Origin of the sequence: Streptomyces sp. NPDC127129, assembly GCF_042671585.1 — a bacterium.
Taxonomy (GTDB): domain Bacteria; phylum Actinomycetota; class Actinomycetes; order Streptomycetales; family Streptomycetaceae; genus Streptomyces.
In genome coordinates, this window is record NZ_JBHXTV010000002.1 from 87170 (window position 1) to 110778 (window position 23609).

The following is a 23609-nucleotide window of genomic DNA, read 5'->3' on the forward strand; positions in this document are numbered from 1 at the left end:
CCGGGCCAACGTGCTCCCGTTAGCAAGCTCTCCCCGCCTCAGTGGAACTCGTGGACCACCTGGATCTCGCCGACAATGTGGGCGTTGAAGTCGTCAAGCTCCTCGGCCGGAACCCAGAGCTCGAGGATCGTCCGCCCGCCCGCCTGCTGGATGGGATACCAGCTCAAGAACTCCGACTCGACCTCAAAACGAGTGACGAAGCCGGCTCCATCGTGCTTCACGTTCCAGTCCCGCGCGATCCTGATCGCGTAGTCCTCGTTGAGGACCGGGTAGAAGATCGGCTGCTCGGGCAGCCGGGGCGGCCACGCGCGCCAGTTCAGCTCCCGAACCAGATCCAGCTCCTTGGGGCCGGTGGGGCGCCACAGGGTCGTCGTTGCTTGCTGGCTGGTCATGTGCATCGCTCTCTGAACGTAGGCCGCTGGTACGGCGGGTCGGGAGACCGGACGATACCGGCACCGCGAACTCGGCAGCTACGCAGTTTCCGCACCTGGCCAGCTCAGTGACCAGCAGTTACGGGACAGCCCTTAGCTGGGAAAGCAGGGTGCGAGGCTCGCCGTCTGCCGCGGAGGCGGACGGCACGTGTGGACCGGATAGCCCAACACCGGAGCATGGGCTGATCGTTGGTCACGGTGTGACGAGTTCCAGGGCTGCCGGACGCAGGCAGTCATTACCTGGCACTCCTAGCGAAGGAACTGCCTCGTGAGCTGCCGCACCACGCGGAAGGCGGCTACGACGGGGCGGGGCCCGGGTGTCGGTCCGATGTCGAGGACGGCCACAGCCGTCCCGCTCACCTACGCAGTCGGTTCCGGCAGAGAGACATTCCGCTCTGGCCGGCCCATGCAGGTCGTTCAGCGTTCCTCGTCCGGGTAACCCCACTCGATGACGCCCTTCGCCGCCGGGGCGGCCTCGGTCACGGCGAACGCGAACGAGCTCTCGAACTCCGGCTGCCAGTGGCCGAAGCGGGTGATGCTGAGCGGGAACTGCGTCTCGCCCGACACGTAGTGGACACCGTTGTCGCAGGCCGTGCCGTAGCTGATCTGGTTCTCGATGCCCTCGTCCCGCAGCAGCTCACCAATCGATTCGGCGACCGCCTCGGCCTGTGCCGCATCTGTGAGCTGTGAGACGGTGAAGTGGATGTTGATGTTGACTGACATGTCCGCAGGCTACCGGCCGCCGAGGTCGGAGGGTGATTCGAACGGTGCGTGATCGGGCTCCGGGTTCCACACGAGTTGTGGGCGCAGCGGCACGACGAGGGCCTGGGCGCCGCCCGCACCCGCGGCGCCCGGCTCGGCCGACCGCCGGCCCTCGACGGTCACCGAGCCCACCCCACGCAGCTGTTCGGCCCGGGCGGCGTCGGCCGGGCCCTGTGGCAGGTCGCGGGCGTCGGCCGTCGTGTGGAAGGCACGCACCCGGTACGGGGACGCCCTGCCATTCCAGGAGGAAGGCGATGCGACGCGGGGCTTCGTCCGGGGTCACGGCAGGGGGTTTCCGCCGGGGGCGTTGACGCTCTCGCCGGTGATGAAGGAGGCCTGGTCGGAGGCGAGGAAGACGTACGACGGTGCCATCCCCGCCGGCTGCGCGGGCCGCCCGAGCGGGACTGCTCCCCGAACTCCGTCGGGTCGGGCATCGTCGCCTGGATCAGCGGGGTCCAGTCCGGGCCGGGCGCCACCGCGTTGACCCGGATACCCCGCTCGGCGAGCATCTGGGCGAGGCCGTGGGTGAAGGAGATGACCGCGGACTTGGTCATGGCGTAGTCGAGGCGGTGCGGGCTGGGCCGGCAGCCCTGAACGGAGGTGGTGTTGATCACCGCTCCGACGCGCGGCACGCAAGCCGGCACGGCCTTGGTGAGCCAGAACATCCCGTACAGGTTGGTCTTCATCACCCGGGTCGAACTGCTCGGTGGTGATCCCCTCGATGCCGTCCGGCTGGGCCATCTGGTAGGCCACGTTGTTGACGAGCAGGTCGACGCCGCCCAGCTCGGACACCGTACGAGCGACGAGAGCGCTGCACTCGTCCTCGTGCCGGATGTCGCAGACGAGGCCAGCGCCGTGTGCGGCCAGCCTCGCGGACAAGGCGGCAGGTCGCCTCGGCCTCCTCCGCTTCCTCGGGCAGACGGGGGAAGTCGACATCGGCGCCTTCACGTGCGAAGGCCAAGCAGACGGCCCGGCCGATCCCGGAGTCCCCTCCGAAGACCAGCGCCCTGCGACCGTGCAGCAGACCGTGGCCCGTGTGGTCGGCCTCGCCGTGGTCGGGGCGGGGATCCATCGCCTCCGTCGAGCCGGGCTGGTCCTGGCCCTGATCCGGGAAAAGGGGCCAGGGGATGCAGCCCCACCGGATCGATGAGGCGGCCGGGGCTCCTGCGAGGCATCACGGTCTCCCTGCGGCTGGGGCGGGGAGCGGTCTCGCGGCGGGTCCTCGGCCGTCATTCCTCCGCGGCTTCCCCGCGGTCCGAGGCAGGAGCCGTCGGGACGACGCGCTCGGCCCACAGCGTCTTGCCGCGTCCCGCAGGCCTCACACCCCATCGCTGCGTGAGCTGAGCGGTGATGAACAGGCCCCGTCCGTTCTCGTCCGTGTCCAGGGCGCGACGCAGGTGGGGACTGGCGCTGCTGCCGTCGGTGACCTCGCACACGAGGGCGCTGTCGCCGTCGCGGATGAGGCGCAGCTGGATCGGGCCCTTCGCATAACGGACGGAGTTGGTGACCAGTTCGCTGACCACGAGTGCGGTGTCGTCGATGACGTCCTGGGCCAGTCCCCATTCCGCCAGTTGGTTCACGACTCGCTTGCGGGCCTGCCCCGCGCTCTCCGGGGTGTTGGGGAAGGCCCAGGCTTTCGTCTGGGAGTCGTCCAGCGTCCGGGTGCGGGCCAGCAACAGGTAGGCGTCTCGTGCAGGCCGGCGTGGCGCGAGGGCGTCGGCACACGCGTCGCACACGGCCTGAAGAGAAGGTCGCGGTTCGGCGAACCGGTCGCTCAGCAGGCTCTGCACCGTTGTCCCGGGAGCGGACCCGGTCAGCAGGGCGGTGTTGTAGACCAGCAGCGTGGTGCCCTCGGGCAGCGCGCGTTCGGTGAGCGCGTAGTGCGCGAGGCCTTGGCCCAGGGGTGGACCTGCCGCGACATCGAGCATTTCGACCTCACCACCCGGATGCACCAGGAACGGTGCGGGGTGTCCCGCGCTCGCCGCGGAGCACAAGCGGGTCACCGGGTCGTAGACCATGCAGAGGCAGGTGGCGGACGGTCCGTCGCCGGCCTCGGATCCGGTCGCGTCCGCGAGGATGGTGGGGCGGCTGGCGAGGTCGTGGAGGCGGTGGAGGATTTCGTCCGGCGGCAGGTCCAGGTCGGACAGCGCTTCGACGGCAGCGCGAACCTCGCTGATCGCCCCTGGACGCGAAGTCCCCGAAGTCGTGTCCCCGGCAACGAGAGCGACCCGGGACCCGGAGAGGGGGATGACATCGAACCAGCCACCACCCGTGCCTGCCGGGAGGTGGGTGCGAGCGAGTTCGACCGCCGCGTCCACGGAAGGCGGCGTATGGGCGAAGCCGCCCGACAGCACGCGGGCGACCGAGCGCTCGCGGCTGTAGAGACGGGCGTTGTCCAGGCACTGGCCGGCGTGCGTGGTGAGCTGCTGCGCGAGCCTCAGGTCCTGGTGGTCGAACGGGGTCGGGTCACGCCACCGGTAGAAGCAGGCCAGTCCGAGCGCCAGACCCCGCGCCCGTATCGGGACCAACATCATCGAATGCGTGCCCGCCCTCATGATCCGGGCGTCCCGTCGACGTTCCGTATCGACCCAGGGGGCGTTCGGGCTCAGGCGTCGGATCAGCTTGGGGGCCAAGGTGTCGAGGACCGTGCGGTGGGGGGTTCCGAGCGGGTACACGTCGACCTCACCGACGCCGGGAACGCCCTGCTGGTCGGGGCCGGCGACCGACCGGAACCCGGTGCGCCGGACCGTCTGGTCGCGGTCGAGAGCATCCGCGGAAGGAGCTCTGCCGCGCAGGACCTCGTCGTAGACGTCGACGGTCACGGTGTCGGCCAACGCCGGGGAGGCGACCTCGCAGAACTCGGCCGCCGTACGGAACACGTCGAGCGTGGTACCGATCCGTGCGGCCGCCTCGTTCAGCAGCTGCATCTCTGCTTCCGCCCGCACACGGGACGTGATGTCCGTCACCGCGGCGGCCAGCCCCAGTACGGTCCCGTCGGCCCGCTGCAGACGGAACACGGACGCCGAGGCGACGGCTTCGACCGGAGGGTCACGCCGGTCACGGACGCGGATGCTCACATCGAGCTCAGGCGTGCCGGTTTCCAGTACCCGGTGAGCCACCCGTTCCAGGGTCTCCGGATCGGAGACGTCGAAGAACCGGAGGATCTCGGGCAGCGTACGGCCGAGCAGCCCGTCCACCGACACCTGCCGCATCAAGCGAGCGGCCGTGTTCGCCCGCATCAGCCGCAGCTCCTTGTCGTAGACGTGGAGGCCCACGGGCGACTGGAAGAACAGCGCGTCCAGTACGGCGGCCCCCATGCCTTCGGGCACGGCCCAGCTGTCCGAACGATCCTCACCGACCACTGCAGACGTCCATTCGACGAAACGGTGAACCCCGCAGTTTTCATGCAACGCCTCCCCTGCCGACCCTGCCACTGCAGTGACAAGGTCGGGTGATGCGCCGGCCCGTGCCTCGCCGAAGGTCGGAGAAGCACAGGGAGCAGCGCATACGGGAGGCGCGAGCACGGCTGAGGACGTGCCCCGGAGTCCTGGAGATCGGTCCGCTGCGGGAGTCCGTGGGGAGGCGAGACACCGCCGTTCGCTTCCGTCGATAGGCCACCGGAGTGAGCGCGTCCCCGGACCGGCCTGTGCCAGGCAGAGATCAGCGCATCCGTACGGACGGCTTCGTCGGAAGCCACGATGTGCAGACAGCCGTGAGTGATGAGGGGGCGCACATGCTTGCACTGACGTCGGCGCCGGTCACGACGGCTGAAATCGACGCCGATCCTCCCGTGGCCACGTCAGACGCCCCAGAGGCCGCGGCTTCCGTCCTCGAGAGGCCTGGGGGCGCGACTACGCCATTCTCGTGCGGTCGACCCCCTCTTCGCCCGCGACGTGGCCGACAGCGTGGCGGCGCTGGTCGCCCGCGGCGGGAAGCGCCGCCGCACCGCGATGGCGTCCTGTGGCTGGCGGGCCGCGGGCGGCTCGGGGTCCCCCAGAATGCGGTTCGCGCGGCGGACGCCCACGCCCCCGGGCCGCCTGCGGTCGGCTACGGCTACGGCGACGACGGTGCGGCTGGGCGTGCGTCGTAAGGCCTGGTCAGCGGGCCGAAGGTTTAGGCTGGAGGTACAGCCTTACTGGCTTCTCGTGCGTCAGCCGTGTGGCAGCTTCGCCCCACAGGCGGACGCGATCGTCCCCTTCAGGGCGGAGTGTGCCGGTCATGACGAAAGCCGACGGCTCCTCCGTCGTGGAGCGGCTTCTGCAAGCCAGCCAACTGGCTGCCTTCGACGAATTGCCGACCCTTGTGCGTGCGCACGCGCGAGCCGCCGGGCTGGTCGATGCCCGCATCTACGTGGCCGACGTTCGCGAGGACGTGCTGCGCGAGGTCACCGGTGCAGACCTGGCGGCGGTCGACGACGGGGAGGAGTTGCGGATCGACACCACGCTGGCCGGGCGGGCCTTCCAGAACATCCATACCCAGCACCACACCACCGACGGACGTCGTAGGCATTGGCTGCCGCTGCTGGACGGGACGGAACGGCTGGGGGTGCTCGCCTGCACCGCGGAGAGCGACGCAGACGAAGACACGCTGGCCGGGATTCAAGGTCTCGCGTCCGCGGTGGGGCTTCTGATGGCCTCGAAGCGAGGCCACAGCGACACGTACGCGCGGTTGATCCGCACGCAGCTGATGACGGTGTCCGCCGAGATGCAATGGGCGTTGATGCCTCCGCGCACCATGGCCAACGGGGCGGTGACCATCGCGGCCGTGATGGAACCGGCGTACGAGACCGCGGGCGATGCCTACGACTACGCCCTGGCGGGTCAGGTGGCCCATCTGGCCGTGTTCGACGCGATGGGCCACGACACCACCGCAGGGCTGACGGCCAATCTCGCCATGGCCACGTGTCGCAACCGGCGACGGCAGGTGGCCGATCTGAACGAGGTACGTGACGCCATCGAGTCCACACTCATCGAGCAGTTCGCACGGGACAACTACGTCACCGCCATTCTGGCCGACCTCGACCTGCGCACCGGCCGGCTGAACTGGCTCAACTGCGGCCACCCGCCTCCTCTGCTCATCCGTGAGGGCCGGTGGGTCACGGCCCTGGACGGCCACCCCACCCACCCACTGGGTACTGATCTCGGGCTGCCCGCCACCGTTCACCGCGAACAGCTCCAGCCGGGAGACCGGTTGCTGCTCTACACCGACGGGATCACCGAGGCGCGGGACCGCCATGGCCGGGAGTTCGGCGTCGAGCGATTCGTCGATTTCATCAACCGCCGCCAAAGCGACGGCCTCCCCGTACCGGAAACTCTGCGCCGTCTGATCCGTGAGGTCCTCAGCCACAACGAGGGCCGTCTCCAGGACGACGCGACCGTGCTCCTGTGCGAGTGGCACAGTCAGCCCTGAGTCTTGGCCTCAGCCTGGAGTCTCGGCCTTCGGAAGTGCCTGGCCGCAGAAAGCCCGGACGAGGTCGAGCTGCCGGAGAGCGACCTGTTGTCCGGCCCCACGCCTCTGAGCTGGGCGGGCGGGGAGGGGGCTGCTCGGAGCAGTCGCGATGGCGCCGCCCCGCGACGCGGGTCACCGTGTTCGGAGCGGCAGCAGCACGGCCGTCGCTCCACGCCATGCCCGAGGAGGGCCCATGTCCGCACGCCACGCCGTCCTGCGGAGTCTGCACGACATCGGGCTGGCCGCCTGGTTCGGAGGTTCCCTCATGGGCGCGGTCGGCCTCAACGGCGCAGCCAGGGCACAGAGCGGCGGCGACTGGGGTTTCGGTGCGCGGATCGCGAGTAGCGGCTGGTCGAAGTGGGCGCCGGTCGGCACCGCCGCGATCGGGATCCACCTGGTGGGGACCAGCGGGCTGCTCGCCGCGAGTGCGGCTCGGGTCGTCACCCAGCGGGGTGTCGCCGCCTCCACGGTCGCCAAGACCGCACTGACCGGCGCCGCAATGGCGGCGACGGCCTACACGCGCGTGCTCGGCAAGAGGATCGAGTACGTCTCCTCGGAGACCACGGCAGACCAGGAGACGGCTGAGCGACGCCCCGGGGAGACGAAGAAGGCCGAGCATCACCTCGCGGTCTTGCAGTGGGTTGTCCCGGCCCTGACGGGTGGCCTGCTGATCCTCAACGCGCTCGATGGCGAACAGCGACGCCCCACACAGCAGCTGTACGCCATGTGGAAGCGCTACCGCCGGATCGCCCCCTACCTGCCCCACCCAGGCCACTGACCGCTCCCCCACTGCCCCTGCGGGACGAGAAGGGCTGGCCCGGAGGGACAGCTCGGCGGCCACCAGCCCGACGCCCAGGCACACGGCTACGGCCCCGTACCCCGTACAGCCGCCACTGCAACCCGAGCGGCAGCCGTAGGTCGGCCACGCGCGGTGGATCCCGACGTGTCCGACGTGGGAAGTGAGTTCTGGTCCGCTGTCGGGTGCGCGGTCGAGTCGGGCGAGGCTATGCCGCCGGGGCCAGTTCGGCGCGGCCGAACAGCAGCACGTGGCCGGAGGGGAGTTGGCGCAGGATGCGCGTGAGTACGCGCGCTGCGTCGGAGGGGAGCCGGGCAGCGGGTTCGACACGTTCGCCGCCCGTCAGACGCCGGCCGAGCCCCGACAGGACCAGGTGGACGGCTTCCTCGGCCCGTTCGCGGGTGGGGAAGGCACTTCTGCCGGACCTTCTCCAGCAACTCCTCGTACCTCATCACGGGCGGCTGAGGCAGGGGCGTACTCGGGTCGGAGACCACTTGGGGGCCGCATTTCTGACGCTCGCAGGGAGTGGTGCCGGCAGGCGTGCCGCCAGCTGGACTCGTACGAGCAGTCCCGCGACGACCGAACCATCTTCCGTTCGCCCAGCGCCGGCCGCATGCCGCCTAGCGCATGTCGCGTCGCCCAACGAGCAAGGCGCCGAGCCGATGCATCCGTTTCGATCAGCGCAAGGAGCCCGTCGACCTGCCCTTGGAGACAACGGCCGCGGGGCAGCGGGTCACCTGAATGCGATCCGACCACGCACCTTTAGATGCGGTCCAGACCGACGACGCGGGTGACCGCGTCCTGGACCGTCACGGTGTTGGGGTGGCCCTGTTGCGGGACCGCCGGCGCGGCCGCGGGGTCCGGCTGGAGGACCACAATGCGTTGCCCCCCGCGTGCGTGTGCGGTGATGCGCTCCCGCTCACGCTCGGAAGCGACGAACAGCACCAGCGGCGCGAGCTGCTCACGGAGCGGGGCGACCCGGCCGGCTACCGGGCAGATGACCGCGTAGGGAACGCCCTTGACGTACACCGGTAGACCCATGGCGAACTCGGGCGTGCCCTCCCTCGAAACCCGGGGGTAGCCGCCGGTCTCCTGGTACACGAACGCGACGGCGGGCTTCTTGAGAGCGGCCTGACGCTTCAGCAGGGCATTGATGGCGTCCTGGTGCCGATGTCGTGCCCGCTCCGCCTCCCGGTTCACCCGTTCCAGTTCTTCTGCCTTCAGCAGATACTCGTCCTCTTCCCGGATGTACTGCGGGGCCGTCCAGACCACGCGTCGGGCTTCCAGAGGGTAAGAGGTCGGCCGCTGCCGGTCGTGGGGGCTGATACGACAGCTGAACACCCATTGGAGGAAATCGGTCAGTGGGACTTGCGGCCCCGCCTCCCACCAGCCCGCCACGAACTTGGCGAGCCCCTCCGCGACGACCTGGTCGCCTTTGTCCCCCGCGACCAGTCGGACGGACGGCACCAGACCGAGCCAAGGCGGCCTCGGTCTGTCGCTGAACCACACCGACGTCACCTCGTCCGCCAGCATCCTCTCCGTACGGCCTTCGAGGTCCGCGGCGGTGATGGGTGACAGTTGCGCCTCCAGCGCCACACGCCAAGCCCCGCCAGGATCGCTCGCCATCACGTCCGCCCGCCATGCGCCCCCTGGGCCGCGCACCTCCATCTCCGTGTGCGCACCCGCAGCGCGCGCAGCGGCCGCCAACTCCAGTTTGAGCAAGTGGTGCGCCATCGACTCACCGGCCGCCGCACAGTTCGGGGCCCCAGGAGCGTGGGCAAAGAACCTCAGCCCGGTCGCCGAGACCTTCGCCCGTAGTGGGTGCCGACACTCATCGCACACCAGCGGCGCCACCGGCCGCACTCGCCAAATGTCCTCCCACGCCCGCCCGCAGCCGAGATCCGGCAGGTGCGCGAAGACCGTCCCCCATTGCTCATGTACCGCACGGAACCCCACGGCTGCCCCCTCCTTTGTCGGTCTGGACAGAAGTGTGCAACAAGGGTTTGCCATCGCAGCCACCGATTGCTCGCACAGCGCTACCCGCGTATCCCTCAAGCCAGCTCAGATGCTGTGGAGCGCGGGCGGGAAGGTCGTCGAACGAGTCGCTGGCGAGGGCGCCTGCGGCGCATGTGAGGCGCAGGCACGTGAGCACTGATCTTGTGAAGGATCAGCTGCACAACAATCGGCGAGAGATCCGCGGGGACGACCGAGTGATACACGTCACGCGATGACCGGCCGCAAGCGCCCCCGGGAACACTCAGACACGACACTGTCGATGCTTTCGCCATCGACTCCTGGCAACGTGCCCTTGTATGCAACCGCCCCGATCCCGGTCACAGTGGGGCCCGCGCGACTGCAGGTGGCAGGTGCCGTCCGGGGCGCTGCCGGGCTCCACGACACGGCGTACGACGAGGCCTGGCCCAGCGGCGAGAGGTATCGCCAGGAAGCATGTTCCCCCCGCCCCGGTGGACCGGTGGACTTCGTCGCTCGGGCCGCGGACCATACTGGTCGTCGAGCCCCCCGATCACCCACTGGACGGTTCCATGGCCAAGAGCACCTCTCCATCGACCACTGCCCCTGACACGGTATGGCTCGGACGGGGGCGTCACGTCGGGCCCGACGCCGAGCGTGACGTACGACGCAACCTGCTCGCTCTCAAGGCGGCCAGAGTGATCGACGACTTCGTCGACCTCGACCCCGTCGAGGCGGCCCGCTCGACCGATATGTTCCCCCGGGACGAGTCCGCCGACCCCGGGCCCTCGGCCCGTCGCGTGTTCGAAGCACGCTGGCGCGTGCCCGGCAACGTCACCGTGCGCGCTCAGCTGACCACCTATGAGCCCGAGTCCCGCCGCGTCGAGAAGGAGAGCGAGGTCGCCTGGGTGCTGGCCGCCGAGGCGGAAGGGGCGTGGCAAGCGAGCTGGCCGTCACCCGCTACCGTGTTCTGGCCCGACAGCGAGCAGGTCGCCTGGGATCACGACAAGGTGGCGGGCGGGCGTCTGCGGACGGTCAACTACCTGCCCAAGGACGACGGCGAGCTGCGGCGCGTGCTGCGGGACTACACCCGGCAGAGCTGGTTCATCCATGTCGTGGTGCACGAGGCGATGACGCCGGACGCGCTGGGGCGGCGGCCGGTCACGGCGTTCCTGCCACCGAGCCTCAAACACAGGGTGATCGAGCACCGGGCCACGCCTGAGCAGGCCCTGATCGCAGACTTCGCGACGAAGCGCGAGCTGGGCGTGGGGCTGCCGCGCGGCGGGGCCGTCGTCCTGCCCTCCACACCGCCGACCCCGGGCTACGACGCGGAACGCTTCACCGTGGGTGACGTCTTCCTGGACGGCACCGAGCCGACCGAACTCCTGCAGAAGATCGTGGAGTTCGCGTCACTGCCACGACCGCTGCCGGACGGCGCCGAACAAGCCCTGACACGACTGCGCCAAGGCTGGCACCTGCTCACCCCGGATGAGGAACTCGTCCACGCACGGGCCATGGTCACGCGATACGCCGAAGCGCTCAAAGCCATGACGGCATCCTGCGACCTGTATCGCGAGGCCGCCGAGTCGGCGCACGCCGCGCTCGCCGAAGCCACCAGCGGCAACAACGCACCCAGGACACCCGCGCCGGCTACGGCCGAGCAGGACACTTCACCGCTGAAGTCCCTCACGAAGTCACTCGGCCTCTTCCGCAGGCCTGACCGTTAGACACCCGAACAGCCGACGACCTGGGCCATGGGTAATTCTGGCTGATCACTGACGGCCCGGTCCACATCCATGGGGGCTGCACCGGCTCGTGCGGGCGGCCGGGTTCACTGGCATCGACGACACGGAGGCGTTGGCGGAGAGCTGGCAGGTCACGGACTTCGCCGACGCCGGACGGCAGCAGCTGGGGGCATGCACCTGGGCTGTACGCGAAGCGGCCCCCCTTCCGTCAGAGCGTGGACGCAACGAGGGCGAACGCTGCCGCGGCAGCATCGCTGGCGGCTGACGGAGTCGCAGATGTCTCACATGTACTGGAAGTACCGGTCGTGCCAGTACGCGTTTCCTATCTCCTCCTCATCGTCGCCGTCCTCGGCCACTTCGCCCGCGGCCGCGAGCGCTCTCACCAGCTCCTCGTCTCGGTGCGCCTCCAGGACCGACGGTCCGTCGTACGGTTCGCGAAGCAGCTCGGCCGGTACGAAGGTGCACCCCGCCGCCGTACAGATGCCGTCGAGCCACGTCACCAACTCCTCGGTCAGGCCCGCTTCGCCGCTGGGTACCCGCTCACCGGCCACCAGATGGGCGGTGACGAAGTGTCTGCCGAAGTTGCTCATCGCGACCGACATGGACTGGGCAAGGCCCGTCGCGTCCACTGGGACATGGATGACACCGTAGAAACTGGCGTCCTGAGCCAGGCCCATGGAGCACGAGTGTCCGAAGCGTTCTGTGAGGGAGCTTGCAAGCCGGGCGAAGCAGTCCCGCGAAGCGTCCAGGTCGAAATCCGCGGGGCGTTCCAGGTGGCGAGGGTCGTCGTGCTCCAGGAGGAGCGCGCGGATCTGGTCCATCGGGAGCATGTCGCGCCTTTCCGTCATTTCTCGTGCGGGGAAGGATGGTGTGTCCGGGGTCCCCGGGGCCCCCTATGGGCATGCCACTCGGCATCATGTTCTTGCTGCGCCGGCGATCAATCGCAGTGATGAATACACGTGGAGCCCGACGCCGACAATCATCCGACCGGCTCCGCCCTGCGAAACGAAGCGCGTCAAGACCCAGGGCTCGGCGCACCGGGCGCATCCATTGCCGTCCGTAGTTCGGAAGACAGAGCCGAGGGCGGAGTCGAAGGCGGGAGCGTGCCGTGGAAGCTGAGGGGTTGTGGACGGTGGCACCCGATGCCGGGCGGCCTGAGGGCCGTACCTGCGCGCATCTCCTCGCGGTGAAACGACCGTCCGAGCACCCGGGCGACGCGTGCGAGGACTGCCGTGCCCTCGGCTGGAGCTGGGTGAGGCTGCGCTGGTGCACGACGTGCGGACACATCGGGTGCTGCGACAGTTCGCGGGGCCGGCACGCCTACAGCCATCATGCGGCAACGGGGCATCCGGTCGTCCTCTCGCTCGATCCGGACGAGAAGTGGGGCTGGTGCTACGTCGACGAGCTCTTCCTGGTCGAGGCGCCCCAGACCTAGGGCGTCGCCCGTGGAGCGCGGCCAGGGGCGGAGTCGCCGTCGGTCGCCGGGGCACACGGGCGCGACACGGCCCCGGTCCACGCATCACGGCCCTCAGCACCGCCGGCCCCATCAGGTGCGCCGCGCAAGTCCGCGATCATCGCCGTCCCTGGGAAGCCTCCGAGCCTGTGTCGGCCTGCTCACCCCAGCCGTGGAGTCGAGTGCTGTCAGGCAGCCTTCCCATGAGTCGGATGGGGCCGTCGTCTTCCGCGCGCACGGCCAAGGCCGGGCCGCGTGCCGTTGCGGAGACGGCACCGCGGACCGTGAGCGCGGAGAGGTGCCGGCTGCCCGCGGCCAGGTAGTAGCGCGCGCCGGAGGGTGCCGTCCAGTACGTACCGGAAAGCATGTGCTGCCCGAACCTGCTGCACGCCGCCGTGTCCGCCGGCTCCGGACGGGGGCTCCGCACCGGCAGGGCGTCGCCTGCCCGCACTTCCAGGGCAACCGTCACGCGGGCGCTTCCCTCCCAGCTCTCCGCCCGTAGGCACGTCCAGTCTGCGGGACCGCCGCGTTCGGGGAGGCTCTGGCGGGCGAACTCCCACCGGTTGACCGCGCGGACGCCGCTGTCGCGCAGGGCGGGGAGCGTGCAGGCGGAGCGGGCCCAGGCGTCGAGGCCCGCCGGGGAGGTCGCCTCTCGGGGCTGGCGCGCCGGGGCCCCGGTGCCCGGTCCGGGGGTCCAGGTCAGGTGGGCCGGGGCCAGCCCTCCGAGGTCCGCCAGGAGGAAGGCGTGGTCCTCGACGATGCGCGTCGAGGACCGCAGCTCCACCACAGGTACCCGACCGCAGTCGCCCGGCACTGCAGGTACGGAGATGGTGGCGCCGTCCGCGGTCACCGTCAGCGGGCGGGCCGGCAGATCGGGGTGCCGGAGGTCTCGTACGGAACCCTGGTCGATCCAGGGAGCAAGCAGGAATCGGGCGGTTCCTGCCTTCCTGCTCACGACGAGGGCCGCGCCGGTGGTGACGTCGGTGTCGTCGGCTCGGGCGAGTTCGAGGACCGCCGGTCCCCGGCCGACGAGTGGTTCGGTGTACCGGGCGACCCGTTGCTCGTCGTACAGGAGAACGACGGCGGATCCGTCGACCGTTCCGGCGTAGAGGAGCCGCGGAGGTGCGACGGGCGGAGCCGTCGGCGTGCCCGCCACGCCGGTCACTCGCGTACCGGAGCGGTCACCGCCGGTGGACCAGGCGCCGAGGGCGCGGGCCAGGAGGTGCGTGTCGTCCGTCCTCGTGCCTCGGGCGGGCCACGTGGTCAGGTCGACGCGGGCGGTGTCGGCCCAGCGCTGCGCGGGTGCACGTACGAGCTGCTGTGGGTCGGTCGCTCGGCTGGAGACCGCGGAGGGACCTTGGGCGAGGTTCGGGGCGTCGGTGGCCGGGGCCGCGCGCAGGACCAGTACCCCGCTCGCGGTGACGGCGAGCACGGCGGCGAGCGCTGCCAGGCGCGTCCGCTGTCGACGCCGCAACAGGTCCGTGGGGCGAATCTGTACGGTGCAAGGGTCGAACTGGGCCCCTTGCAGGAGCGATTCAGCATCCCTGCCCACGGCGTCGCGGAGGCGTTCGGCCTCCTTGAGGGCCTCCGCCGGCTCCCGTACGCGCGCGGCGGCGAGCAGCCTGGCGGCGGATCCCGTGTCACGTTCTTCGAGGACGAGGAGGGCGAAGGCGGCCCTCACCTCAGGGGAGACTCCCCCGAGTGCGCGATCGAGCGCGGCCTCCCCGTCACCCCCGGCGCCAGGAAACAGCCGGAGTCCCAGCACCGAGGGCAACAGGGGCCGCACCGAGAACGGGCGAGTTCGCGTGGCAGCCCGCAGAGCCGCGGCCACCACCCGATCCTGCAGCCACTCCAGCACCTGACTCGAGGAGCCGCCTTGGGCGGGGACCCTTGGTCCGGGTCGCGAACGCCGGGCTCCGGCAAGGGATTTCTGTACGAGGGCATGTGCGACGAGTACGCGGTTGTGGCGGCCGAGCCCGGGCGGAAGGACCAGGTGGGCGAGCCGGAGCAGCCGGGGATATTGCTCGACGAGCACGGCCTCGGCGTCGTCGCGACGCGGGCGAGCGGGGCCGCCACCGCCGCCGATTCCGCCCCGTCGGAGGAGGCGGGGGTGAGACCAGGGACGAGGGCGGGCACGGTCGCGGGATATCGCGGTGCCGTGGAAACGGTCGTGTCGCATGACAGGCCAACGACTCGGCGCCCGGCCCGGTCACCTCAGACGGGTGACCGGTCGTGCCCCCGCCAGGGTGGGCGGCGGGGGCGCGGGCTCGTCTGACGGGGCCGCCTTCCTCGGCCCGGCCCCCTGCCGATGGCGCAGTGCGGTGACGCCGGGGTGACGGACCGGGCCCCGTACAGTCCGGCGCATGCGGTGGTCCCGTCGGCGCCGGCGCGGGACTACACCGGCGACGTCGGGCACCGTGCCCGGCTCACATGGCGGCGTGGACTGCTTGATGGACGGCGCGGGCCAGGCGTGCACCCCACAGCGAGCGGGGCCCGGCGAAGGCGTGAACCTCCTCGCCCGGGCTCGGGACGCGGGCGGCGATGCACACGGCATCGGTGGGTGTGCCGGAACAGTCGTAGCCGGCGTCCAGGAGCGCCTGAACCTTCGCTTCAGTGGCGGTGGCGACTGCGTTGACCAGTGCCGCGTCACTCAGGGCTACCGGCAGCGCCGCGATGATGTTGATGGTTCCCGGCGCCGCAGGGTGCACCGTGCCTTCCGCAGGCGAGGCCGCCCAGCCGCGGACCGTGACGCCTGCGGTGGCAACGGCTTGCGCGCCGCCGTCTGCGGCCTGGCCATGTGCCGTGACGTCCGCGGCCGTCAGCAACCCCACTCCCGCGCCACCGGCACCCGCCGCCGCGGCCAGGTCGGCGAGGTGCCGGTCCGGGTCGGTGCGCTGGTAGCCGTGGGAAACTTGGGCGTTGAGCACCCATGCACGTTCTCCGAGACCGCCACCGAGCACCGCGCTGCTGATCATGCGCCAACCGGGCCCCGCCCGCCACAGCAGAGCGTGCAGCCGCTCACCACCTTCCATACGGCCCAGCTGCTGCATGGACAGCAACGGGGTGGCGGTGTCGGGCGGCGGGAGCACGGCGGTCACCGGAGGGTCACTCCTTAGGGGGAAGAACGGCCGGCCGATCGTAGACGGAGCCCAGTTCTCGCTGCGGGCGGCATCACCCTGCCCCGGCGGGGTGCCGAGGCGGGAGCGGCAGGGCGGTTGTGGACCGTTGGTCAGCCGATGATGGCGACCGGGGCATCCCAGGCGTTGCGGTCGACGGTGATGGTGTGGCCGCCGCGGCTTTCCCTGCTGTTGGCCTTGTACTGGTGGGCGCGGCTGTGGTTGGTGTACAGCTTCGGATCCCAGGGCCAGTCCTGTGTGGTCGTCTCTCGGCCGTTCCACAGGGCGTACCAGAGGTTGCCGGGCAGATCCGTGCGGTCCTTGGCCGTGGCGATCGCCTTGGCGCTCGAGGTGCTGAAGCCGTAGAGGCCCGCGCGGTAGGTCTTGGCACGCAGCGTCTTGGTGCAGGACCTTACGTAGGTCAAGGTGGCGTCGTTGCACGCCTTGTCGGCGATGTCGTACGACTCCATATTGAGGTAGATGGGACTCCCGGGGCGGATGCCGAGGGCCGAGGCCTTGGCGATCGCGTCGTTGGCGTTGCTCACACCCATCGAGTGCGCGGTGGCCGCGGTGAACCGCTCTTTGTTCCGGCTCTTCTGGCACGGCGGCTGGGCACCGACGTAGAGGGGGATGACCCGCCAGCCGAGCGAGTCGACCGACTTGACCCAGGACTTCGTGAGGTTGGGCTGGGCGCAGCCTCGGTTCTTTCCTCCGACGTAGACGGCGACGCCGCCGTAGTAGCCGTCCTTCTTCCACGCCTTCATGGCGTTGTAGGAGGGCGCTGTGCAGGCGTCGAAAGCACGGCCGGTGTAGGTCTTCTGCGTCGGCCACGCCGGCGCCGCCATCGAAGTCTGTGCCGCGATCCCCGCCCCCGCTGCAACGACGACACCGGTTGCCGCCCAAGCGACGTATCGGCCCTTTCTCGACAGCCGGTGCTTGGCCATCCCCCACCCCCATCGGATCCAGCTCCGGCAGTCCGAAGCTTGATCACCCTAACCGGCGGAAGTGGAGCACCTGCGACCCGCCCGGAGGCTGGTCCGCAGGCTGGGTCCGGAGGCTGGGTGGTGAGGCCAGTGGCCCTGTGACTCTGTGGTTTGCCGATCACGACAGTCGTTGCGGAGAAATTCCGCGAGGGTTCTCGGGGGTCGTGCCAGGGTGAGGGCGTGGGAAAGAGCGAGATGGCAGACGTGTTCGCGTCCGGGCGTCGCCGCGGGAGTCTCTACGCGTATCGGGTGCGCGGGCTCGGCCGCAGTGGGGTGGTTCTGTGGGTCGGCGGCAGGGGCGACGAACCCGATCAGGTGGTGTCGTTGCCAGAAGCTGATCGCTGTCGGGTGCCGGTGTTCACCACCGTTCGGCAGGCACGGGTGTATGCGATCCGACGGGGGCGCGGACTGGCCGCTTCCGGGGCCGACACCCTGGAGCTCACCCGAGTTCAGCATTGGCTGGAGGCCCCGGAGCGCCGGCGCGTCCCCTCGGGTGCCGTGCTGGAGGCGTGGAACTTCTTCGAGGATCTGGCCCGAGGACTCGACGAGGTCCGTCAGCTGCCCCAGCAGGACGCGGTGCATGACAGTGCGTACGAGAAGCTGTTCGGGGACGAGTACGCCGCGTGGACACCTGCGGAGAAGCGGGCGGTACTGGAACTGATGAGGGTGGGGGTGGAGCTGTGGAACTCCTGCCCGGTGAGCGTCAAGCCCTGCTCGAGCATCGTCTCCGACAGCGGGCGGGGCGCCTCCGGGGATTCGTGACGTGCGGGTCGGTTGGCTCGCTCAGGTGCTACATGCGGCTTTGACCGGGAATCGGTCCATGACGCGGCCGTCCGAGCGGTTCACGGCTGCGGCCGACAAGTCATCACTGCGAGCGGGCAGGTATTCACCCGCCCCAGAAGAGCGGCCGCGTCTCGCGGGCGCACCGTAAGGAGTCCACGCCATGTCCCAGGTCAAGGAATCCATCGAGGTCGACGTCCCCGTTCGTACTGCCTACAACCAGTGGACACAGTTCGAGACGTTCCCTCAGTTCATGGACGGCGTGGAGAGCGTCGAGAAGGTGGACGACATCCTCACCCACTGGGTGACCAGGATCGGCGGGGTGGACCGGGAGTTCGATGCCGAGATCACCGAGCAGATCCCTGACGAGCGGGTCTCCTGGGTCACGGTCGGAGGCGAGAGCGACCAGTCGGGCGTCGTCACCTTCCACCCCATCGATCCCACCCACACCGAGGTCACCCTGCGCATGGACTTCGACCCCGACGGACTGGCGGAAAACGTCGCCGACAAACTCGGCTTCATCGACCGCAAGATCGCCGGCGACCTCAAGCGATTCAAGACCTTCGTCGAGGAGCGCGGCGGCACCGAGACCTGAGTCGTCGCGTCGGGCCGGCTCACGCACCGTCCGAGGCTGGTCGCGTACGGGATCTGGTGAGGCAGGCTGCCCAAGGTCGAACACCCGGTGGAGGTCTCACCAGCTCCGTGTGCCGGGCCCGCCCTTGAACGGCCCGTCGATCTCGGGGGTGATCCATCCACCGTAGAAGTCACCCGGCTGGCACGCGACAGCTTCTCCGTCGACCGTGCAGAGAGCCTTGCCCGGGTAGAACGCGAGATGCCCCCCGATAGCCGTGTACGCGTCCCTCGGTCTCTCGTAGCTCCAAGCAGCCCGGCGTACCAGCGTCGTGCCGACCGCGATGTCCCAGTGGGTCGCCGTGCCCTTCCACTCGCATACCGTCATGTCCGGTGACGTGCGCAAGTACTCCATGCGCACGTCACCGCGGGGGAAGTAGAAGGCCGGAGGATGGCTGGTCTCCAGGAGGCGCAGCCCCTCGTTCGTGGATGCGACGACCACGGAACCCACCACCACGGCCAGGTGGCGACTGTCCGTCTCGACCCGTGGCGGACGCGGATAGTCCCAGACCGACTCCCGACCAGGCATGGCGGACACCCCGTTCCTCCCATACGTCCTACCAGGACTTCGCAGCGGCCCCGTGGGGCGGATGCACTGGGATGCAGCGGGGCTCTGCTCGGTACGACGGAAGCCGGGTGGCGTTCCGGCAGCGCGTACTGCAGCGGTTCGTCTGCCGAGCGCGTGGTGCAGATCGCACCCTGCAGTCGGTGCATCGCGCCGGCGGCCGATGACTGCCGTGTGCACCGGCGCCGCTCGCGCGCTCCCGCGCTCGGCCTGGCAGCTCGACTTCCTCCTAGGAGTCCCTACGCGTGCCTACGCGTCCGCCCGCTTGGCTGTGACCAGCAGGTACTCCCAGTCCATGGCGCCGTCGGCGAGGTGCTGCGAGGCCAGTTCGGCGAGGGCTTCGTCGAGGGCGGCCACCCGTTCCGGGTCCTCGGAGATGAAGCGGTACGTGGCGATGGTCGGTCCGTAGCAGGCCTTGAAGAAGTCCCGGAACTCCTCCGGTCGCGCGAACCGGTCGACTCGCAGCGGCTGCCGGCGGGCTTCCATGTCCGTCACCCGGTCCCCCAGCAGGGAGCGGACGTGGTCCGGGTCACCCCACAGAGGCGGCGGCTGGGCGCCGGGCGGGGGTGGTGGAGCGTACGGGCGCATCGTGGCGAACATCTGCCCGATGAACCCCTCCGGGGTCCAGTTGATCAGGCCGATGGTGCCGCCCGGGCGGCAGACCCGGACCAGTTCGTCGGCCGTCTCCTGGTGGTGCGGGGCGAACATCACGCCGACGCAGGACATGACCGTGCCGAACTCGCCGTCCGCGAAGGGCAGGGCCTCGGCGTCCGCCTCCTGCCAGTCGAGGCGCGCACCGCGCTCCCCCGCGAGGTTGCGCCCGATCTCCAGGAGCTCCGGGGTGAGGTCGGAGGCGACGACGTCGGCACCGAGAAGGGCGGCGGGGATGGCCGCGTTCCCGGAGCCGGCCGCGACGTCGAGGACACGGTCACCCTGCCGGATGCCACACTCCCGTACCAGCACGTCCCCGAGCTCGGAAATGACCTGCGTCGCCACGGCGGGGTAGTCGCCCAGGGCCCACATCGCCCGGTGTTTGGCCTTCAGGTTCTGGGGGGCGGCATGCTCGTTGCTCATGTCCCTCATCCCTACCCTGCGGAGGCCGGCGGGGGCGGGGCCAAGAGGGTGACGCGCCGAGGCGTCCCCTGCGGGCAGACTGAGGCGATGCGGGTGGAGAGTGTCCTCGGGTTCAGGCGGTCCGGCTCGCCGTGACTGTCGGTGCGGTCGCTGCCGCACCGGTCCTGTTCGTGGTCGGTGGCCCGTGGTCGGTGGTCGTGGTTGGTGGCCCGTTGCGGCGACGTCTGTTGCGTCGCCACGGCCGCGAGGACTGGGACCTTTTGTCTATTTCGTCGCCACGAACGTGGTTGTCCGGACGCTGTGCCTGCCGTCGGAGTACGTACTCCGACGGCTCCGTCCTGGCCGAGCCTGACCTTGTTTCGGGACGAGCACGGCGTCAGCGTCGCAGCAGGGCGCAGACGAAGTCCTCCTGGACGGCGCGGACCTTGGCCAGAAGCTCCGGCTTCATGCTCTTGCTGGTCTGGGTGTTGATCGAGAACGTGAGGGAGCGCCTGCCGTCCGCGGTACCGGCCGCGAACTGGGTGTAGCCGGGGAAGTTGCCCGTGTGGCCGTACACCGTGCCGCAGCGCGTCGTGTAGCGGAAGATCGCCAGTCCGCCGGCGTTGACTCCGGGGCCGGCGGGCTCCGAGGCTGCGCCGGGGATGAAGGTCCGCTGCTGGTGCCTGGTCTCCTTCGACAGGAAGCCGTGTCCGCCGGCCCAGGCACGGATGAAGGCGTTGAGGTCCTTCGGCGTCGAGACGATTCCGCCGGAGGCCCAGACTCCCGAAGCGCTGAGGACCTCGCTGATGTCCTCCGGCGGGGCAGGCGGTGTCACGTCGTAGCCGTGCAGATACGGCCTGGGCAGGCGGTAGCCCTGGGGCAGGCTGGTCTGCCGCAGGGCGAGTGGCCGGTACACGAGCCGGTCGAGCAGCCGCTCGTAGCGCTGCCCCGTGACCGCCTCGGCCATCAGCGCCACGGCGATGTTGTCCGAGTTCGAGTACTCGTACCGCGATCCCGGCGGGAACACCAGGTCGTCGCCCGCGACGAAGTCGAGCAGCCGGCGGGAGTCGAAGTGATGCCGGGGGTCTTCCTGCAGGATCTCGAGGAACGCCGGCGCCGTCGAGAAGTCGGGCAGGCCGCTGGTGTGGTTGAGCAGCTGGCGGAGCGTCACCTGATGCCATCCGGTGGGCAGGGACGGCAGGTGCTTGCCGATCGTGTCGTTGAGATTCAGCTTGCCCCGGTCCACCAGGCGCAGGGCGACCGCTCCGCTGAAGGCCTTGGCGACGCTCGCGATCCGCATGTGGTCGGTGGTACGGGGCGGGCGGCCCGTCGTCGTGTCGGCGACGCCCGCACGGTAGACCGCCTTACGGTCGCCCTGCCGCATCAGCACGATCACTCCGGGCGGCCCTCCGGCCGTACGGACGAGATCGTTCAGCTGCTGCTGCAGCGCCCCGTCCGGGGACTGCGGCGTGGCCGTGGCCTGTGCGGGCTGGACGAGGGCGGCGAGTACCGCGGACGCGGCCAGGCCTACGACGGACAGCCGCATGCGTGCGCGCGAACGGGAACGGACTTCAGAGCGTGCCGACACGTGGGCTCCTTCGCGGGACGCCGGGCGGGGGCCCTGGTTCTGAGGGCCCGCGCCCGGTTCAGAGGGTCCGCCCCAGCATCGGACGCACCGTCGGGATGCGCCCGCCCCGTGCTCCATGCGGGCTAGTCGCCGCGTCCGCCGGAGGCCTCCGAGGGCTTCTTCGAGGACGAAGCCGCCGCACAGGCGGCGCGCCGGGCAATCGAGGAGCGTGCCGCGGCGATGGGACGGAACGAGTCCCCGCATCCGGCGCCCCTCCCACACCTTCTACGACGTCATCCGGCACGCCGAGGGGTGTTGCGAAGTCCCGGCGCCTTACCGGTCGGCCTTGTCGCAGGAACCGCACGCTGGAAGTCACCTCCGGTACGCGTCCCTCGTCTCCGCCCAGGAACTGTGCGGCAGCCTGGTTGAGCGGATCGGTCGCCCACCACGCGGGCCCAACGATCAGTCGCCGGACGCATCCCCGCGCCATCGTGGTGATCCCCATCCGGATTCACGCGCCGCGCCCGTCCCGCCCCGCCCCGAACCCCGCTAGGCCGTGTCCGAGGGGTCGCGTGACAGGCTGACTGGTGAATCGTTCCGTTCGTTGTGGGGCGGGGTGATCTGACAGATGCGGAGTGGGCCCGGCTGAAGCCGCACCTGCCGAGGAGCGCAGGCCGAGGCGGGCGGTGGAAGAGCCACCGGGTGGTGATCAACGGCATTCTCTTCCGGCAACGGACCGGCATCCCGTGGCGGGACCTGCCCATGCGATTCGGCAAATGGAAGACGTTGCATGACAGGCACCGCAGGTGGTCGGCGGACGGCACCTGGGACAGGATCTTGCAGGCCGTCCAAGCCGACGCCGATAGCGAGGGCCGTCTCGACTGGACGATGGCGGGGGTGGACTCGCCGGTCTGCCGGGCGCATCAGCACGCGGCCGGTGCACGCAAGCAGCCTCCGTGTGTCCCCGGGAGGCGAAGTCGGCCCGCTCATAATCGGGACGACGAAGGGCTGGGCCGTTCCCGAGGAGGGCTGACCACGAAGATTCATCTGGTGGGTGTAGGCGGGCGGCGTCCGCTGGCCGTGCTGATCACACCGGGGCAGGCAGGCGATGGACCGCAGATGATCCCGGTACTGGAGCGCGTCCGCGTGCCTCGCTGGGCCAGCGGGCGCCCTTGCACTCGGCCGGAGCATCTCAGCGGCGACAAGGCGTATAGCTCCCGCCACAACCGCCGCTATCTGCGACGCCCACAGATCTGGCACACCATCCCCGAGCACCGCGACCAGCAAGCCCACCGGCAAAACGCGGTAGCAAGGGCGGGCGACCCACCGGAATCGACCGGACCCGGTATGCCCGCAGGAACGAGGTCGAGCGCACGACAACGCCCTCAAGGGCTTCCGTGCCATGGCCACTCGATTCGACAAACGGCTTACGTCGTCCACGGCACGGTGACCGTCACCGCGATCCGGCTCTGGCTCCGCACTTGAGCCCCTTCTCGCCTGCTTCCTCTCCGCCCTGGCCTACCGCAGGACGGGTCGGTTGGCGGATGTGTACTCGGCCGCGATGTCGAACACGCTGGCACAACGTGGGCATTCAGCCTTGCCGAAGAGGTAGGCGATTCCGTCAGCGAGTGCCTCGCGCCCGTCGCGGACGGCAGTCTCGTACATCCACCGGCCGGTACCGGAGAGCGCCTCGGAGGGCGCCGGCCGTAGGTCACGGCGGTCCACGTCGCCCAGGTTCCAGTCCCGGATCGCTGAATAGCGCCCGTGGTCCCCGACGGCGATCGTGACTTCCACGGCGCAGTGGGGGCACGCCAGGTGGTAGAAGTCGTCCGTGAAGTCCCCCAGGACGGCACTCCAGTGGTACTCCTCCATGGCCGCGAGCGAATCGAGGAAGGCCGGGAGGTAGTCGACCGGCCGCGATTGCAGGTGCCGGTCCAGCAACTCGCGGAACCCGGAGATCTCGTCGGCGCAGTTCGCCAGCAGATCATCGCAGCCATGATGTCCTGCCGCGCACCGCAGAATCGTTCCCGCCAGTCCACGCGCCCGCGCGCTCCTAGAGGCAAGGCACATCAGGCGCGGCAAGGCGGCAAAGCTGGCGGGGAAGACGAGGTCGTGTTCGAGAACCAGCCGGTATCCCAGTTCCTTCCATGCTTCGGCATCGTCCTCGAGCTCCACCTGTTCCAGGAGCACGGGGACTCGATCGACATCCCCGTAGCAGTCGTGCATCTGCGTCCAGTTCACCACCTGGGCATTAAAGCGCCTCATGACGGCCTGATCGGGCGTCCCTGTTCTTGACTCATCGGACAGGC

19 protein-coding genes and 3 pseudogenes are annotated in these 23609 nt (G+C 69.9%); 7 read left to right on the forward strand and 15 right to left on the reverse strand.

All coding sequences use genetic code 11. From position 1 onward, the window contains the following. Positions 1-38 precede the first annotated feature (38 nt). The 5 genes and pseudogenes from ACFVGW_RS03780 to ACFVGW_RS03800 all read right to left on the reverse strand — a co-directional run bounded on the left by ACFVGW_RS03780 (position 39) and on the right by ACFVGW_RS03800 (position 4522). On the reverse strand, positions 39-398 hold the full coding sequence (locus tag ACFVGW_RS03780) for a hypothetical protein (protein ID WP_385850630.1): 360 nt from the start codon (positions 396-398) through the stop codon (positions 39-41). A 450-nt stretch (positions 399-848) separates the two neighbouring features. Continuing rightward, on the reverse strand, positions 849-1154 hold the full coding sequence (locus ACFVGW_RS03785) for a hypothetical protein (RefSeq protein WP_385850631.1): 306 nt from the start codon (positions 1152-1154) through the stop codon (positions 849-851). A 9-nt stretch (positions 1155-1163) separates the two neighbouring features. Beyond that, positions 1164-1409 carry a hypothetical protein gene (locus ACFVGW_RS03790; RefSeq protein WP_385850632.1) on the reverse strand — a complete coding sequence of 82 codons (246 nt, stop codon included), beginning with the start codon at positions 1407-1409 and terminating at the stop codon, positions 1164-1166. Between the two features lie 63 nt (positions 1410-1472). Next, positions 1473-2265, reverse strand: a pseudogene (locus ACFVGW_RS03795) (SDR family oxidoreductase). Positions 2266-2422: 157 nt separating this feature from the next. Then, the gene (locus ACFVGW_RS03800; protein ID WP_385850633.1) at positions 2423-4522 is read right to left on the reverse strand and encodes a SpoIIE family protein phosphatase; all 2100 of its coding nucleotides are present in this window, start codon (positions 4520-4522) and stop codon (positions 2423-2425) included. Positions 4523-5411: 889 nt separating this feature from the next. Here ACFVGW_RS03800 and ACFVGW_RS03805 point away from each other — a divergent pair. Both ACFVGW_RS03805 and ACFVGW_RS03810 read left to right on the forward strand, forming a co-directional pair. Further along, positions 5412-6602 carry a PP2C family protein-serine/threonine phosphatase gene (locus ACFVGW_RS03805; protein ID WP_385850634.1) on the forward strand — a complete coding sequence of 397 codons (1191 nt, stop codon included), beginning with the start codon at positions 5412-5414 and terminating at the stop codon, positions 6600-6602. 232 nt (positions 6603-6834) lie between these two features. Next, entirely contained in the window at positions 6835-7419 is a 585-nt protein-coding gene (locus tag ACFVGW_RS03810; protein WP_385850635.1) for a hypothetical protein, read from the forward strand. Positions 7420-7645: 226 nt separating this feature from the next. Here ACFVGW_RS03810 and ACFVGW_RS03815 read toward each other — a convergent pair. Together ACFVGW_RS03815 and ACFVGW_RS03820 are read right to left on the reverse strand one after the other, a co-directional pair. Further along, positions 7646-7931, reverse strand: a pseudogene (locus ACFVGW_RS03815) (DUF2267 domain-containing protein). Between the two features lie 268 nt (positions 7932-8199). After that, complete coding sequence (locus ACFVGW_RS03820) at positions 8200-9393, reverse strand: RNA methyltransferase (protein ID WP_385850636.1); 1194 nt, start codon at positions 9391-9393, stop codon at positions 8200-8202. 713 nt (positions 9394-10106) lie between these two features. Here ACFVGW_RS03820 and ACFVGW_RS03825 point away from each other — a divergent pair. Beyond that, on the forward strand, positions 10107-11135 hold the full coding sequence (locus ACFVGW_RS03825; protein ID WP_385850637.1) for a hypothetical protein: 1029 nt from the start codon (positions 10107-10109) through the stop codon (positions 11133-11135). 299 nt (positions 11136-11434) lie between these two features. Here ACFVGW_RS03825 and ACFVGW_RS03830 read toward each other — a convergent pair whose 3' ends face one another. Further along, the gene (locus tag ACFVGW_RS03830; RefSeq protein ID WP_385850638.1) at positions 11435-11983 is read right to left on the reverse strand and encodes a hypothetical protein; all 549 of its coding nucleotides are present in this window, start codon (positions 11981-11983) and stop codon (positions 11435-11437) included. Between the two features lie 356 nt (positions 11984-12339). Between ACFVGW_RS03830 and ACFVGW_RS03835 the strand changes: the two genes are divergently transcribed. Further along, positions 12340-12588 (forward strand): UBP-type zinc finger domain-containing protein, encoded by a 249-nt coding sequence (locus tag ACFVGW_RS03835; RefSeq protein WP_385850639.1) that lies wholly within the window; start codon positions 12340-12342, stop codon positions 12586-12588. Positions 12589-12724: 136 nt separating this feature from the next. Here the strand turns inward: ACFVGW_RS03835 and ACFVGW_RS03840 are convergent, their stop codons facing one another. The 3 genes from ACFVGW_RS03840 to ACFVGW_RS03850 form a co-directional block, all read right to left on the reverse strand. Further along, the gene (locus tag ACFVGW_RS03840) at positions 12725-14785 is read right to left on the reverse strand and encodes a hypothetical protein (protein WP_385850640.1); all 2061 of its coding nucleotides are present in this window, start codon (positions 14783-14785) and stop codon (positions 12725-12727) included. A gap of 247 nt (positions 14786-15032) precedes the next feature. Then, positions 15033-15704, reverse strand: a complete 672-nt coding sequence (locus ACFVGW_RS03845) for an adenosylcobinamide amidohydrolase (protein WP_385850641.1) — start codon at positions 15702-15704, stop codon at positions 15033-15035. A gap of 131 nt (positions 15705-15835) precedes the next feature. Continuing rightward, entirely contained in the window at positions 15836-16666 is an 831-nt protein-coding gene (locus ACFVGW_RS03850) for a glycoside hydrolase domain-containing protein (RefSeq protein ID WP_385850642.1), read from the reverse strand. Between the two features lie 219 nt (positions 16667-16885). Between ACFVGW_RS03850 and ACFVGW_RS03855 the strand changes: the two genes are divergently transcribed. Further along, positions 16886-17467 (forward strand): hypothetical protein, encoded by a 582-nt coding sequence (locus ACFVGW_RS03855; protein WP_385850643.1) that lies wholly within the window; start codon positions 16886-16888, stop codon positions 17465-17467. Positions 17468-17648: 181 nt separating this feature from the next. Next, positions 17649-18080, forward strand: coding sequence for an SRPBCC family protein (locus ACFVGW_RS03860; protein WP_385850644.1), 432 nt, complete (start codon positions 17649-17651; stop codon positions 18078-18080). A 96-nt stretch (positions 18081-18176) separates the two neighbouring features. On the opposite strand, the gene ACFVGW_RS03865 is transcribed toward ACFVGW_RS03860, so the two are convergent. From ACFVGW_RS03865 to ACFVGW_RS03875, 3 genes are all read right to left on the reverse strand, one after another. Beyond that, positions 18177-18644 (reverse strand): DUF427 domain-containing protein, encoded by a 468-nt coding sequence (locus ACFVGW_RS03865; protein ID WP_385850645.1) that lies wholly within the window; start codon positions 18642-18644, stop codon positions 18177-18179. Positions 18645-18929: 285 nt separating this feature from the next. Continuing rightward, positions 18930-19754, reverse strand: a complete 825-nt coding sequence (locus ACFVGW_RS03870) for a class I SAM-dependent methyltransferase (protein ID WP_385850646.1) — start codon at positions 19752-19754, stop codon at positions 18930-18932. Positions 19755-20130: 376 nt separating this feature from the next. Beyond that, positions 20131-21279: a serine hydrolase domain-containing protein gene (locus tag ACFVGW_RS03875; protein ID WP_385851003.1), complete on the reverse strand. Its 1149-nt coding sequence runs from the start codon at positions 21277-21279 to the stop codon at positions 20131-20133. A 627-nt stretch (positions 21280-21906) separates the two neighbouring features. On the opposite strand from ACFVGW_RS03875, the pseudogene ACFVGW_RS03880 reads away from it, so the two are divergent. Next, positions 21907-22785 (forward strand): annotated as a pseudogene (locus ACFVGW_RS03880) (IS5 family transposase). A gap of 33 nt (positions 22786-22818) precedes the next feature. On the opposite strand, the gene ACFVGW_RS03885 reads toward ACFVGW_RS03880, so the two are convergent. Continuing rightward, complete coding sequence (locus tag ACFVGW_RS03885; RefSeq protein WP_385850647.1) at positions 22819-23544, reverse strand: hypothetical protein; 726 nt, start codon at positions 23542-23544, stop codon at positions 22819-22821. Positions 23545-23609: the final 65 nt, after the last annotated feature.

Bases quoted from the DNA above. Each gene is read 5' to 3' on its own strand.
- ACFVGW_RS03860 (WP_385850644.1), top strand. From the start codon at position 17,649: ATGTCCCAGGTCAAGGAATCCATCGAGGTCGACGTCCCCGTTCGTACT.
- ACFVGW_RS03865 (WP_385850645.1), bottom strand. From the start codon at position 18,644: ATGCCTGGTCGGGAGTCGGTCTGGGACTATCCGCGTCCGCCACGGGTC.
- ACFVGW_RS03850 (WP_385850642.1), bottom strand. From the start codon at position 16,666: ATGGCCAAGCACCGGCTGTCGAGAAAGGGCCGATACGTCGCTTGGGCG.
- ACFVGW_RS03810 (WP_385850635.1), top strand. From the start codon at position 6,835: ATGTCCGCACGCCACGCCGTCCTGCGGAGTCTGCACGACATCGGGCTG.
- ACFVGW_RS03780 (WP_385850630.1), bottom strand. From the start codon at position 398: ATGCACATGACCAGCCAGCAAGCAACGACGACCCTGTGGCGCCCCACC.
- ACFVGW_RS03805 (WP_385850634.1), top strand. From the start codon at position 5,412: ATGACGAAAGCCGACGGCTCCTCCGTCGTGGAGCGGCTTCTGCAAGCC.
- ACFVGW_RS03785 (WP_385850631.1), bottom strand. From the start codon at position 1,154: ATGTCAGTCAACATCAACATCCACTTCACCGTCTCACAGCTCACAGAT.
- ACFVGW_RS03840 (WP_385850640.1), bottom strand. From the start codon at position 14,785: ATGCGACACGACCGTTTCCACGGCACCGCGATATCCCGCGACCGTGCC.
- ACFVGW_RS03830 (WP_385850638.1), bottom strand. From the start codon at position 11,983: ATGCTCCCGATGGACCAGATCCGCGCGCTCCTCCTGGAGCACGACGAC.
- ACFVGW_RS03870 (WP_385850646.1), bottom strand. From the start codon at position 19,754: ATGAGCAACGAGCATGCCGCCCCCCAGAACCTGAAGGCCAAACACCGG.
- ACFVGW_RS03875 (WP_385851003.1), bottom strand. From the start codon at position 21,279: ATGCGGCTGTCCGTCGTAGGCCTGGCCGCGTCCGCGGTACTCGCCGCC.